Below are 13,994 nucleotides of genomic sequence, written 5' to 3' on the forward strand. Positions count from 1 at the left end.
TATAGAGTATTAACTCTAAAAACAAAAAATGGGCGGGATGCCTATATTATTAAAAAAAGTAAAAAGCTATGTTAGAGATCGCATTGGGCTCAGCAATGATGTATTACTTTGCCACCGAAGCCTTTGATATTAAGAAAAAACCAGCGGAAGCGGTTTACTATACTGAAGTTTTAGACTCTCGAAATGCATCTTTTACCAGAATGCATCATGAACCTGTCCTAATTAACCCTGCTGTAGAAGACCAATTTCGAGGTATTGTCCGTCAAGCTTATGACTATAGTTGTGGTTCAGCAGCACTGACCACCTTAATCAATGGCTATGTCGGTGCTCAACTTACAGAACAACAAACCATGGATGGCTTGCTTCGCTATGGCGAATATGAGCGAATTATTGAGCGTCGTAGTTTTTCTTTATTGGACATGAAACGCTTTGTGACTGCACTTGGTTTAGAAAGTGGAGGCTACAAGGGCGAATTTGAAGATTTGGTTAAGCAAGGTCAACCTGCCATTGTTCCAATCTCCTATGCTGGTTTTAAACATTTTGTGGTGTATAAGGGCTATAAAGATGGACGGGTCTATGTTGCCGATCCTGCCTTAGGAAATATTAGTTTTGATGAACAACGTTTCAAGGATGTTTGGGAAAATAACACGTTGTTTTTAATTAATGTTCCGACTGAAATGCGTAAAAATATGTTGGCTTTACAGGAAGCCGATCTGCGACATGTAGATGATGCTACGGTCAATCGCTATGCACTCGTCGATATTCAATATCCGCAACACTATATGGAAAAAATAGCCGATCGTGCATCTACAATTCGCCTAGAGCGTAATAAAAATAAAGAGTCGGAATATTATGGACAGCCGACATACAATTTTCTCAGGCTTTATTATAAAAACAAATAAAGTGTGAAAAAAATAAAACAAGAACAATGGTATAGGTAAGGACAATGATGAAGACATGGATGAATAAAACACTCCTCGCAGTGAGTGTGCAGATGATTCTTGGGGTGGCCTATGCTGCGGAAGAACCGAGCTTAGGAGGATATGAAACAGTCGGTGAAACTGTGACAGAACAAGCAGGATCTGATCAAATAAGTGAACCTGAGCAACCAGCAAAATCAGCATCCGTAACTACTGGAAGTGTTGAACAAGCAGCGTCTTCTGCATTGCAGCAGCAAGAGGGTGATGCAACTAAAGAGACTAACTTAGAAGAAGTTTTTACCTCAAATGAACGTCAGTATTCATTGATTAAACAAGGTGACATTTCATCTTACTACGACATCGATTATACCTATTACCGAGATACTCAACTTGATTTAGAGATGGCACAGGGTCAGCTCTATCAACTGCGGGTACAAGAGAATGCAACACACAGTCTAACCAATACCTTTACGGCACAGTATGGTTTAAGAGATAACTTGACCTTAACAGCATCATTGCCTTTAGTTGCCAAAACAGACTTATTAAAAGACACCTCTACAGCGGGTCTTGGGGACATTTCTTTTGGTGCACGTTGGGAACCGTTTCCACTCAAAGCTGGCCGTTTGCCTTTAATTTTATTTGGTAACGTATCTACTAAAACTGGGGATAGTCCTTATGAAATTAATGCTACTTCAGACTTAGCAACAGGCAAGGGGTATTATTCAGCAGGTGTTGGAGCAAGTACGCGTAAATATATTGATCCCGTGGTGCTGTTTGCATCGGTCTCTGCAAACTATGGTTTCAAAGAATCGGGCTTAGATCAGCGCCGTGGTAGTCGTGTGATTGAAGCGTTTGAACCAGGGATTAGTGGTGGTTTTGCCTTCGGTTTTGCCTATTCCTTTAACTATGATGTCTCAATGACGATGTCATACCAACAAAGTTTCAATACTGGGGCTGAATTTACTTACAGTTCAGGGGAACGCTACTCTCCAGCAGATCAAACCAGTTCAACTTTTGCGATTTCCTTAGGTGTACGCGTTTCACCTGAAACAATTGTGAATGGGACGGTTGGCCTTGGTTTAACAGAAGATGCACCTGATGTCTCATTAGGGTTGTCTTTCCCGTTAGATATTCTTGGTTTTGGAAAAAAGCTTAAATAATAGGGGGGTCGTATGAAAAATATCCGACTTAGCCCTTTGGTGTCTGCCATATTATTAACGGGCTATTCTAGTGTTACCTTTGCTGCTTTAGGACAAAACTTATCAGTTGATATTCGCTCTTTGGCAATGGGAAATGCAGTCACTGCTGATCCACCTGGGATCAGTGCCATTCACTTTAACCCAGCAGCACTGACCAAAATTGAAGGCTTACAAACGGATGTACAGGGTATTCTCGCTGATTTTAATATCGAGCGTGAGTTCTCTGTTCCTGCAGGTTATAACGTATTTGGCTATTCAGATGACCCGATTGTTTGTAATGATGGGCCTGAAGTAGATGCCGATATCTGTACCGACTTTAAAGGGCCAGTCCGCGGTGATGTTGAATACCCGAGCTTATATGTACCTGGTTTGAAGAAAATGGTGGACTTGGGTAAAGGTATGCCTGTGGCTGCCCCGACTGCGGGTATAGCATATAATCCGCCGGGCTCTAAAATGACATTTGCAACTGCCATGTATGCGCCATTAATTGCAGGGTTCGGTGCGGAAGATGGCAATCCTGGCAACTTTATGGGTCAACAAGTTGCGCTAGAACGGATCACCTATTTATCACCGTCTATGGCCTACCAAATCAATGATCAACTTTCCATTGGTGGTTCAATTGGGATGTCTTATCAAGCTTTGGCATTAAAAAATGATCTACGTTTTCCCAATGAGTTGATTGGGATGCTGCGTATGATTGATGATGTCGTTTGTACCCCGTTCAAAGAAAACTCTGATGTGATTACCGACATTCTCTTGCTGGGAATGTGTAATGCACAAGAGGGTATGAATCCCTTTGGGCGTTTTGGCCAACTCGAACTTTCAGCAGAACAATCTCTGAGTCCAAGCTATAACTTAGGTGTACTGTGGGAGCCGACAGAAGATTTTAGTTTTGGTGTGGTCTACCAAAGTGCCGCAAAAATGCGGATGAAAGGTAAATATCACATAGACAATGCTAAAGCACCACAAGAACTCATTAAGGGATTGATGTCCTCCCCAACAGGGCAGATTCTGGCTGCAGTTTTAGGTTTTCCAAGTTCAGTACCAGCCAGTGAGTCGGGTCTGGTATCAATGGATCTAGAATATCCAGCACATTTCCAAGCCGGGATTAAGTATAAACTTTTACCCGACTTACAAGTCAATGTCGATGTAGGTTGGACCGACTATAAAGCATGGGACAAATTTAAATTTGAATTTGACCGTCAAGTTTCGGCGCTCAAAATTGCAAAATTGCTTTCAGCCAATATTTCAGATAGTAGTTTGGCTTTGCCTTTGGCATTTGAGTCACCATGGAACTAAGGTATTGGGATTGAATATTCAGCAACAGATCGTTTAAAACTCCGTGCAGGCTATGAGCCACGGACCAGTGCGATCCCTGATGATAAACGGAATACGATGGTGCCGATTAACAATGCACGCTTGTTTGGTTTGGGTGTTGGTTATCGTTTTGATGCAGATACTGATTTAGATCTATCGATTGGTTTTTTGCAAAGCCGAGATAAAATTCCTGCAAATTCTAGTAGCTTAGCGAACCAAACTGGGGTAAATAATATTTTATTAAACCCGTATGCCGGTTTAAATGTAAAAACAGATACAACCATTACGATTTTAGGGTTTGTAACTGCTAATTGAAATCTACTTATTTCTATACTATTATATACAACATGAGTAAATATGTAAGCATTAGCGTTGCAGCTAAAACATTAGGTGTTTCCATTCAAACATTAAGGCGTTGGGATGAAGAAGGCACTTTGGTTGCAGATCGAACCCCTAAAAATCATAGACGATATGATCTGAGTAAGATCACGCCTGAGCAAATACACAAGCCCGATAGTCAACTTCAAAGGAAAACCATTGCATACGCAAGGGTATCGAGTCATGACCAAAAAGAAGATTTAATTCGACAGCAACAAGTTCTTGAAATGTACTGTGCAAATCAAGGTTGGACGTTTGAATTAATCTCCGATCTTGGTTCGGGTATGAACTATAGAAAAAAAGGCTTAAATAAGCTGCTAGAAGCAATCATGAATGATGAAATCGGACGTTTGGTTTTAACGCATAAAGATCGCTTATTGCGGTTTGGTGCTGAGTTGGTTTTTGCCTTATGTGAAGCTAAAAGCGTGGAGATCGTCATTCTTAATAAGGGTGAAAATTTGTCTTTTGAGGAAGAACTTGCTCAAGATGTTTTGGAAATCATTACAGTGTTTTCGGCAAGATTATATGGTAGTCGTAGTAAGAAAAACCAAAAGTTAATACAGGCAGTCAAAGACGCACTATGAGCCGATTCATACGAGGGCATGTAATCCAATTACTGCCAAATAATAAGCAAGCAAGTCATTTCGCTCAAGCGAGTGGTGTTGCTCGTTTGTCGTATAATTGGGCTTTAAAAGAATGGCAACGTCAATATAAAGCAGATAAGGAATATAGAGATCAGTGTGACTATTATGGCGTTCAGGTGGATAAAAAACTTCTAAATAAACCATCCGAAGCTAAAATAAGAAAGCACTTAAACTCGTTCAAGCGTGAGAAATACCCTTTCATGCTTAAAGTGACCAAATGTGCGCCACAACTTGCGATTAAGCAATTGGGTAGTTCATTTGATCGTTTTTTTAATGGTCAATCCAAATATCCAAAGCCTAGAAAAAAAGGCGTAGATGATCGCTTCTCATTATCAAATGACCAATTCAGCATTAAAGATAGAAAAATTAGTATCCCAAACTTGGGTTGGGTAAAAATGACTGAGGATTTGCGTTATCAAGGAAAAATATTATCAGCGAAAATATTTAAACAGGGTGGTAAGTGGTTTGCTTCGATTGCTGTTGAATTAAATCAGCCTGAGAAACTTCACCCCAAAACAGGTTTATCTGTTGGTATTGATTTAGGTGTTTCCAGTCTTGCCACTTTATCTAATGGCGAGGTTGTTCCATCAAGTGCGCCACTAAAGAAACAGCTTGCCAAGTTAAGACGACTTGCTAAGTCTTTTAGCCGTAAAAAGAAAGGTAGTCAAAACAGAGAAAAAGCGAAAACCAAGCTCTCTCGTTTGCACTACAAAATATCATGCTTGAGAAAAAACAATCTTCATCAAGTCACATCTGATTTAGTTAAGCGATTCGATCTGATTGCGATTGAGGATTTAAATGTGAAAGGTATGGTACAAAACCGTAAGCTCTCAAGAGCCATATCGGATATGGGCTTTTATGAGTTCAAGCGACAGTTGATTTACAAGGCTAAACAGCATGGCAAATCAATACTTTCTGTTGGACGATTCTTTCCAAGCAGCAAGATGTGTTCGAATTGTGGTGAATTAAACCAAAACCTGACACTTGCAATGCGTGAGTGGCGATGTTCATGTAACACCCTGCATCACAGGGATATTAATGCTGCCATCAATATTCTAAAACATGCAGATAAAGAATTGGTGGCTACATAAGCCACCAATGGCGGTGAGTTACACCGTGACAGCCTATGGAATTGAGGTAATCCCAAGCGCAATAGCAATTGGTTCTTGATGATGAAGTAGGAATTAAACATTAAACCCACGTAAGTAGGTTTAAGTAGGTTTTAAATAACGGTAAAGTGGAGCAATATCTATAAAGCGTATTTGAATAACTATTATGAAAAAAATAGCATCGCCAATCGAGCGGCTGCGGACTTCCGTGAGGGTGAGGTTTCAATTGAAATTGCTGAATGCTATAAGGTGTTAGCAAAATAATATTGTTGTAAACACAAAAAAAGCCCATCATCGATGTAATGCCAGTCAGTTAAGAAATTGACTGGCATTTTCTTGGATATTTTTGTGCTTTAATTTTCACTACTCGCGGACATTGCCTTTGCCTTTTTTCAGGTAATACAAATATTTTAGATTGTTCAAATAATTGTGCTAAATGTTTGGGTAGATTTCCTGCTGATTCTAAAGGTGTGTGCCTTAAGATATTGATAATACTCATAGATGCAATATGGAAACTGATCCTTAAAGGACTCACCTTTGCATGTTCAGCGATAAACCTCATCTGTCTTCTTAAGATATTATAAGCAATAAATACCCCCCACAATTCTTGATAGACCAAATCAGGTTGTTTGCTTCTTAAAATTCTTGCATCCTGTAAATCACTTTTAATTTCCCGATAACACATTTCTATTTCCCAACGCTGGATATAAAGCATTGCAAGGTCTTTGAATGGATAAACTTTAGAATCTGTTAATGATGTAATGTAACGTCTTATTTTTCCTGCATATTCAACTTCAATTAAACGTGCTTCCCAATAGTCACCCAATGACGGATTTATCTTTTTTGCTCTTGCTGAAACAGGCATTTTGATCTGAAAGTCATGGGCCGCATTATGATGAATCACTTCATAACGCAGGTTGTCCTTTGCTCGCATCAACCAATGACTCTCTTCTGCCTGAGATTGCCAACTTACTAAAAAATCAGCAGAGAAGTAAGCACGATCAAATAGGGTAATACTGCGAACTGGTGCTTTTAATTGACTGGCTAAGGTTAATTCACCTTGATCCATACTGCCAATTTGGGCATCAATCATTTCATGCGTATTGGTATTCACCAGGCAAGTCGCTCTGACTTGTGGGTAAGGGGCAGCTGCTGTTTTGCCTTTGGATGAACCAAAGTGCTTAAAGTTTTCTTCTGTATGAGGCATAGACCAAACAACACCATCTACAGCACAAACGCATAGACCGTGAAAGTTGCTATATTGTTGTTGTGAGTCTTTAAACCATGCCTGACTTAATGTCGAAAATAAAGCACTCATGGGCTCTAAGCCTAAGCGCTGTCTTGCTTGTACGGATGCACTCGGTACACAGTATTCTGCCGTACCGAAAACAAGTTGCAATTGTTGAACCACATACCAAATCGGTTGATTTCGAAATAGAGCAAGTCCGATCACCAGCCAAACAACATGTTCAGCAGGCAGTTTTCTTTTTCGAATTGATGCTTTACCTGTTTGGTTTAAGCAATCTTCAATCCAGTTTAAATCAATCAATTCACTGAATTGTGAAAGTGAAGGTAGGGTTTGTTTTAATGTTAAATCTAAATTCTGAGATAAATTCATAAAAAAAGAGCGTATTTACATACGCTCTTTTTACAGTATTTTAACTTTTTTTGCTTAACTGACTGGCATTACATCATCGATGGGCTTTTTTTGATATTAGGCAACATTAACCTGTATGGTCTAAGCGTGTACCTAGGGTTTCGAGATGAAGATTAAATTGATTACTTTTACGGTCGGCAAAATAGTGACGTAAGGTATGTTCGACACTAGGGAAAGCCAGTTCTGACCAAGGAATTTCATCTTCTTCAAATAAACGACATTCAATGCTTTCTTCGCCAGCACCGAATTTTCCATCTACTAAGTTCGCTTTAAAGAGCACATAAATTTGACCAATACGCGGAATATTGTACATGCAATATAGCTGTTCAATTTCAACTTCCGCTTCAGCTTCTTCACGGGTTTCTCGTGCAGCACCTTGTTCCATGGTTTCAAACAACTCCATGTAACCTGCTGGTAAGGTCCATAGCCCATAACGTGGTTCAATGGCACGGCGGCATAACAATACTTTATTTTCCCAAAGTGCGAGTGCACCACAAATTACTTTAGGGTTCACATAATGAATAGAACTACAAGAGGTGCAAACACGACGCAATTGATGGTCGCCAAGAGGGATTTGTTCTGTTGTTTTTTGTCCGCAATTGCTGCAAAAGTCCATATTCATCATCAATGATAAAGTTCAGACTCAGCATAACTTAAAAATTAAATTTTGGCATCATTTCTCTTTTTTCAGTATCAAATTCAGCTATGATGAAAAAAAGAATGATGGGGACGACGTTCAATGGATGAACATTCATTAACACGCATACTGCAGCAACAGTTACGGTTTTCAAACAAAATTAAATCGGCAGATGCAGCTGTGTTAATCGCGATCACCAATGAAGACAATCCCAAAGTTTTACTGACCCGCCGCTCTGTTTACCTATCTAATCATGCTGGTGAAGTGTCTTTTCCTGGCGGAAAAAGAGATCCGCAAGATACCAGTAATATTGTGGTTGCCTTACGTGAAGCCTATGAAGAAACCGCATTGAATCCTTTTGATGTACAGCTGCTCGGTGATTTGCCGATGCAAAAGGCCCGCAATGGTATGCTGGTCAAACCTGTGGTCGGGCTGATTCCGCCTGAAGTTGAACTGGTTGCCCAGCCGACAGAAATTGATCGTATTTTCTTTGCGTCACTTAAACAGCTGATGGAAGTACCTGCGGTGCCTTATGAAGTTCGTTTTGCCCATCAATCTCTCTATTTTCCCAGTATGCGGGTGGAAAATGAAATTGTTTGGGGGCTGACAGCACGGATGTTGGTTGCATTATTTCAATATGGTTTAGGCTACCATAAAGAGTGGCCATTTTTAGTCAATTCACCGACTTTTCGGTTCCCAAAGTAAGTTGAGTATTTTAAGGAAAAAATATGTTGTACAAATTTAAAGGTCATTCCCCACAAGCAATGCATCAACCATGGAATGGTTGGATTGCGGAAAATGCCACAGTGATCGGTCAAGTCGAATTGGGGCAACAGGTTAGTATTTGGTTTGGGGTGGTCGTACGTGCAGACAATTGCAAAATTCGTTTAGGTGACTTTACCAATATTCAGGAAAATGCGGTTTTACATACAGATGCTGGGATTGAAATGAATATTGGCAATTATGTCACGATTGGGCATCAAGCCATGTTGCATGGTTGCACTGTGGGAGATAATAGTCTGATTGGGATTAATGCCGTAGTTTTAAACAATGCCGTGATTGGTAAAAATTGTATTATTGGCGCGAATGCGCTGATTCCTGAAGGGAAAGTCATTCCAGATAATTCTCTAGTTATGGGCTCACCGGGTAAAGTGGTCAAAACTTTGGATGAAACGGCTGAGGCTCGTTTGAAAATGAGTGCACTGCATTATGCAGAACACTTTAAACAATTTATCGATTTAGAGCCGGCACAGTTATAAGCTTATTTTTCCCATTCAGCCTAGATTTCTCTAGGCTTTTTTAGTTCTGTTCTGAGAACATCTCGCCTAGTGCTTTTGAGTGGAGTATCATAGCCACGTTTTTATAGATTAAATCATTAAGGTTGTGCATGAAAGTGCTGGCATTGGAATCTGCAAATGAGCAGTGTTCCGTCTCTATTGTAGATGAAAATAAAGAACTTTTTTTCCAATTGGATACGCGCGCAAAAGCACAAACGCAAACGATTCTCCCAATGATTGAACAAGGGTTTTTACAGTTGGATATAAAGACAGAAGATTTGTCTTGTATCGCTTTTAGTCGTGGTCCTGGTTCTTTTAGCGGCGTTCGTATTAATGCTGCCGTGGCTCAAGCTTTGGCATGGTCGCATGATTTGCCTGTGGTTCCTGTCTCAACCTTACAAGCGCTCGCACAAGCCGCATATCGCGTGCATGGTCTAACCACAGTCACCGCAGTTTTAGATGCTCGTATGAGTGAAGTCTATATTGCGAGTTTTCAATTAGATACGGACGGCATCATGCAAGCCGTCGATGAAGAACAGCTTTTAAGCTATGCAGCAGCTACTGAATGTGCACCGTTTACTTTAGTTGGTTCAGGTGCAACCTTAATTGATCCATCACAAATACAATACAAAGATTTAAGTGCAACTGCGCAAGATATTGCCACAATTGCGCGCAAGAATGCACAGCAACAACACTGGGTGAGTGCTGAACTTGCACTTCCAGTCTATTTACGTGATAACGCTTGGAAAAAAATCCCGGAACAGGGCAAAGCATAATTAGGGTTTTTTATGGATCTTTTACTGCTGCTCAAAGCGGCAATTATGGGTATTGTTGAAGGTATTACTGAATTCTTACCCATTTCGAGTACTGGACATTTAATTTTAGCTTCAGAACTCATGAATTTCTGGACCAAAGAAAAAAGTGATGTCTTTGTGATCGCCATTCAAATGGGGGCAATTGCAGCCGTCATTTATGAATATTGGGCACGTTTGTGGGGAGCAGCAACGGGGATTTTTAGTGGTGAACCCCAAGGTCGGCGTCTTGGGATTGGGCTAATTTTAGCGTCGATTCCTATTGTGCTGATTGGTCTGACATTTGGTCAAACGGTGAAAGAGCTTTTATTTAATGATATTGCCATTGCCATTGGTTTGATTGTAGGTGGCTTGATTATTATTTGGATTGAAAAGCATCCACCACAAGAGCGCGTCCATGAAGTTGAAGACCTGAGTATCAAAGATGCGATTTGGATTGGTCTGATTCAAGTACTGTCTTTAATTCCAGGGACATCACGTTCAGGGGCAACCATTATTGGTGCGATGTTTTTAGGTGTATCGCGCAAAGCAGCCACTGAGTTTTCATTCTTCTTGGGTATTCCAGTAATTATTGGTGCGGGTCTTTTAGATTTATACCAAAGCGCACATGTGTTTGACGGACAACAAGATTGGATCGTATTGGCAACAGGCATTATTGTTTCTTTTATCTCGGCTTTACTGTTGATTCGTGCTTTAGTCGCTTATGTGGCGAAGCGTGATTTCATGATTTTTGCATGGTATCGCATCGCTTCAGGCTTAGTGATTCTACTGTTTGCCTTTACGGGTTGGAAGTTATGGTAGGCCCAATGCGCTTATATGTGGAACAAGAGCATTTAGAAAAAGCACAGCACTATGTTGCTGTGCTTTTTTCTCGCGGTGTCGAGGTCAGCATCGAAGTCGCCGAAAAGTTAAATGCACGTTTCTTCCGTTTTCATCCTGAACTGGGTCTGTGTGCCGATGCCGATGGGCTTTGGCTTTGTGCCAATGGCATGAAAATGCAGCCGGATTGGAAAGCTGAAGTTCCACGTTTAAAGCGTGCGTCGTTAAAGTCTGAAATGATTGCTCGTGCTTGCTACTTGACTGAAAAACCTAAGCTCATTGATGCAACGGCAGGGCTTGGGCATGATTCACTGCTCATGGCATATTTGGGCGCCAATGTCACTTTGGTAGAACGCCATCCCATTTTATTCACCTTGTTAGAGTCAAGTAAGGAACAGGCTTTGCAGGATGCATTTTTAAACCCTGTGGTGACTCGAATTCACTTGGTTTTTTCAGATTCCGCACAGTATCTGCAGCAACAAGCAGAGCAGGGCAATACGGTCGATGTGGTTTATCTAGATCCGATGTTTCCGCAACGGGATCAAAATCAGCAAGCGGTGAAAAAACAGGCACAAGTGAAAAAGCAAATGCAACTTTTACATATGTTATTGCCTGAAGATGGTGAGATGGATTTGGGCGATAATCTGCTTGGCTTAGCGCAAAAAGTGGCAAAACGGGTGGTGGTCAAACGTCCTCGCTTGGCCGTATTTTTGGCAAATCAAGAAACTACTCATCAGTGGCTGGGGGATGCATGCCGTTTTGATGCCTATTTTCAGCATGAACGCTTAGACTGAAGTGGAAGACTGCTTCAAAAGTATGCAAAGATTTGTTATATAGTTAAAAACATCATTGATAAAATGCTGATCAAGCATAAACTTAGTGTGTCCCTACGCAAGTCACAATTTAATTAGAATCTTATGATCGACTTCAAACCCTCCATCAACTTTTGGCATGATTTTAAAAGCAACCAAACTGCGGGGATGTGGTTGTTTCTAGGTTCACGACGCTCTTTGCAAATTGTCCATCCTTCGATTATGCAGCTCATTTTTTGGGGGATTTTAGGTGGCTCAGCCAATACTTTATTTAGCTGGTTGAGCGCAGGAGAGATCGGTGACTTTAACCCACAAGGTTTGGTTAGTTACGCACTTTGGCCTTTCATTGCCCTGATTGTCGGGATTTTTCTGTCTCAACGGGTGAATAATCCGCGTTTGATGTTGGTACCAGCACTGCTCTGGTTGGTGTTGGATACGCATATCGCGTTATTACAAAGTTTTATCCAATATTTAGGCATGGTTGATGTCCTGCCGTATTTCTTCTACGACTACCTGCCGAATGTATTCATGGTATTGTTTGTCTGGCAGAGTTTGGCTGTGGTGTGGGTGTTTTCGCGTGAGCTGAAATGGCCTTGGTGGGAGCGTGCCCTGATTGTCTTGGCCACGCTGTTTACCCTTGTGGTTTGGCAAATGTCAGTGACCAGTCAGCCGATTTGGAAAGTAGAAGAAACGCCACCAACCTTTGCAGAAGATGCCTTCTATGCACAAAGTCGCTTACTCAATAAAGCACTAGAGTCCGTGCAATATGGCGAATTTGCCCAGTCACATTGGTATTTCCTTGGGGTGGCGGGAGCGAGTTATCAAGATGTATTCCGTTCGGAAGTCGAGCGAATAAAAGAACAGTTCGATACGCGTTTTGGTACGTTGGGCCGTTCGATGATGTTGGTGAATAACCCTGCTACACGAACAGAAATTCCGATTGCCTCTAAACACAGTATTGAAATGGCGCTGCGTCGTATGGGACAGCAGATGAACCGTGAAAGCGATGTGTTATTTTTATATATGACTTCGCATGGTTTACCGAACCAATTCGAAATGGAAAATGCACCTTTAGACTTAACTCAGGTCGACCCGAAATGGTTACGCGAAACCTTAGATGCATCGGGTATTCGCTGGCGTGTGATTGTTATTTCATCGTGCTTCTCTGGAAGCTTTGTACCAGCACTGCAAAATGACAATACTTTGATCATTACCGCTTCGGCAGCAGACCGTCAGTCTTTTGGTTGTACCAATGAAGCAGATTATACTTATTTTGGTCGGGCGTTTTTTGATCAAGCAATGCGTGAACAAAACAGTATAGAAACGGCGTTTAGCCAAGCACAAAAGACTGTGAGCCAATGGGAAACAGCACAAGGTTTTGAACCGTCTGAACCACAGTGGTCGATGGGTAAAAATATGGAGCTGATGCTTCCTCAACTTGAACAGCGCTTGTTTCCACCTAAAGCTGTTGCAAACCCTTAATTTGGATCTAAAAAGGAACCCTGATGGAATTAGTACAATCTAACCGTAGTTTTGATGGTGAACAGCGTATTTACCGATTTAATTCCATCAGCCTTCAAGGCGAGAGTAAGTTCGGCATTTATTTGCCGGCTCAAGCGCTAGCAGGGCAAGCGTGCCCAACATTATTTTATTTGGCAGGTTTAACCTGTACCGAAGAAACCTTTGCTATTAAAGCGCATGCGCAGCGTTTAGCAGCACAGCTAGGTCTGATTTTGGTAACGCCTGATACTTCTCCTCGTGGTGAACAGGTTGCGCAAGGTGATCATTGGGATATTGGGCAAGGGGCAGGTTTTTATATTAATGCCACCCAAGCGCCGTGGGCTGAGCATTTCCAGATGGAAAGCTATGTTGTTGAAGAGTTGTATGATTTAGTGATTCAGCAATTTGCTGTACAAGCAGAGCGTATTGGTATTTTCGGGCACAGCATGGGCGGTCATGGCGCTTTAACCTTGGCCTTGAAATATCCTGAGAAGTTTAAGTCGGTGTCTGCATTTGCTCCGATTTGCGCACCCAGCCAATGTCCTTGGGGCGAAAAAGCGTTTTCAAACTATTTAGGTTCAGATCAAGCTGAGTGGCTGAAACATGATGCAACCGCTTTGGTCCAAACAAAAACAGCTCATTTTGCCGATATTTTAATTGATCAGGGTTTGAGTGATCAGTTTTATAGCCAGCTCAGTCCTGCATTATTTCAGCAAGCCTGTCAGGCTGCGGGCCAGCCACTGACGCTTCGCGAACATGCAGGCTATGACCATGGTTATTATTTTATTCAAAGTTTTATTGATGATCACCTGCAGTTTCATGCCGTACAGCTCGAAGCTTAAATCTTGATTTGTCGTATTTATTCTTAATTTTTGACTAGAAATCATCCAGCACTGGCATTAACATGGTTGGG

The 13,994-nt window shown here is 41.3% G+C and carries 13 protein-coding genes and 1 pseudogene; 12 read left to right on the plus strand and 2 right to left on the minus strand.

Features of this window, described 5'->3' with window-relative positions; all coding sequences use genetic code 11:
• Positions 1 to 68: 68 nt before the first annotated feature.
• From filB to AC4CUX_RS10850, 5 genes and pseudogenes are all read left to right on the plus strand, one after another.
• Entirely contained in the window at positions 69 to 902 is an 834-nt protein-coding gene (gene filB / locus AC4CUX_RS10830; protein ID WP_004695004.1) for a putative pilus system C39 family peptidase FilB, read from the plus strand.
• Positions 903 to 961: 59 nt separating this feature from the next.
• Positions 962 to 2,080: a putative pilus system protein FilC gene (gene filC / locus AC4CUX_RS10835; RefSeq protein WP_407079329.1), complete on the plus strand. Its 1,119-nt coding sequence runs from the start codon at positions 962 to 964 to the stop codon at positions 2,078 to 2,080.
• Positions 2,081 to 2,092: 12 nt separating this feature from the next.
• A pseudogene (gene filD / locus AC4CUX_RS10840) lies at positions 2,093 to 3,751 on the plus strand (putative pilus system OmpP1/FadL family transporter FilD).
• 32 nt (positions 3,752 to 3,783) lie between these two features.
• Positions 3,784 to 4,398 (plus strand): IS607 family transposase, encoded by a 615-nt coding sequence (locus AC4CUX_RS10845; protein WP_005402019.1) that lies wholly within the window; start codon positions 3,784 to 3,786, stop codon positions 4,396 to 4,398.
• On the plus strand, positions 4,395 to 5,549 hold the full coding sequence (locus AC4CUX_RS10850; protein WP_005402020.1) for an RNA-guided endonuclease InsQ/TnpB family protein: 1,155 nt from the start codon (positions 4,395 to 4,397) through the stop codon (positions 5,547 to 5,549). Before AC4CUX_RS10845 ends, AC4CUX_RS10850 begins: the two co-directional genes overlap by 4 nt.
• 331 nt (positions 5,550 to 5,880) lie before the next feature.
• Here the strand turns inward: AC4CUX_RS10850 and AC4CUX_RS10855 are convergent, their stop codons facing one another.
• Positions 5,881 to 7,185 carry an IS4 family transposase gene (locus AC4CUX_RS10855; protein WP_168525014.1) on the minus strand — a complete coding sequence of 435 codons (1,305 nt, stop codon included), beginning with the start codon at positions 7,183 to 7,185 and terminating at the stop codon, positions 5,881 to 5,883.
• 106 nt (positions 7,186 to 7,291) lie between these two features.
• On the minus strand, positions 7,292 to 7,840 hold the full coding sequence (locus AC4CUX_RS10860; protein WP_010325974.1) for an NUDIX hydrolase: 549 nt from the start codon (positions 7,838 to 7,840) through the stop codon (positions 7,292 to 7,294).
• 123 nt (positions 7,841 to 7,963) lie between these two features.
• Here AC4CUX_RS10860 and AC4CUX_RS10865 point away from each other — a divergent pair, with 123 nt between their 5' ends.
• The 7 genes from AC4CUX_RS10865 (at position 7,964) to fghA (ending at position 13,923) form a co-directional block, all read left to right on the plus strand.
• On the plus strand, positions 7,964 to 8,566 hold the full coding sequence (locus AC4CUX_RS10865) for an NUDIX hydrolase (protein WP_005400206.1): 603 nt from the start codon (positions 7,964 to 7,966) through the stop codon (positions 8,564 to 8,566).
• A gap of 23 nt (positions 8,567 to 8,589) precedes the next feature.
• On the plus strand, positions 8,590 to 9,120 hold the full coding sequence (locus AC4CUX_RS10870) for a gamma carbonic anhydrase family protein (RefSeq protein WP_005400205.1): 531 nt from the start codon (positions 8,590 to 8,592) through the stop codon (positions 9,118 to 9,120).
• Between the two features lie 128 nt (positions 9,121 to 9,248).
• The gene (gene tsaB / locus AC4CUX_RS10875) at positions 9,249 to 9,914 is read left to right on the plus strand and encodes a tRNA (adenosine(37)-N6)-threonylcarbamoyltransferase complex dimerization subunit type 1 TsaB (RefSeq protein WP_005400204.1); all 666 of its coding nucleotides are present in this window, start codon (positions 9,249 to 9,251) and stop codon (positions 9,912 to 9,914) included.
• Between the two features lie 12 nt (positions 9,915 to 9,926).
• A complete protein-coding gene (locus AC4CUX_RS10880) occupies positions 9,927 to 10,751 on the plus strand; it encodes an undecaprenyl-diphosphate phosphatase (protein WP_005400203.1) in 825 nt (274 codons plus the stop codon).
• Entirely contained in the window at positions 10,745 to 11,563 is an 819-nt protein-coding gene (locus AC4CUX_RS10885) for a class I SAM-dependent methyltransferase (protein WP_419381117.1), read from the plus strand. Before AC4CUX_RS10880 ends, AC4CUX_RS10885 begins: the two co-directional genes overlap by 7 nt.
• 123 nt (positions 11,564 to 11,686) lie before the next feature.
• Entirely contained in the window at positions 11,687 to 13,063 is a 1,377-nt protein-coding gene (locus tag AC4CUX_RS10890) for a C13 family peptidase (protein ID WP_201950125.1), read from the plus strand.
• A 23-nt stretch (positions 13,064 to 13,086) separates the two neighbouring features.
• The gene (gene fghA, locus AC4CUX_RS10895) at positions 13,087 to 13,923 is read left to right on the plus strand and encodes an S-formylglutathione hydrolase (protein ID WP_279042872.1); all 837 of its coding nucleotides are present in this window, start codon (positions 13,087 to 13,089) and stop codon (positions 13,921 to 13,923) included.
• Positions 13,924 to 13,994: the final 71 nt, after the last annotated feature.

Source organism: Acinetobacter sp. 231_lipA (assembly GCF_058243005.1).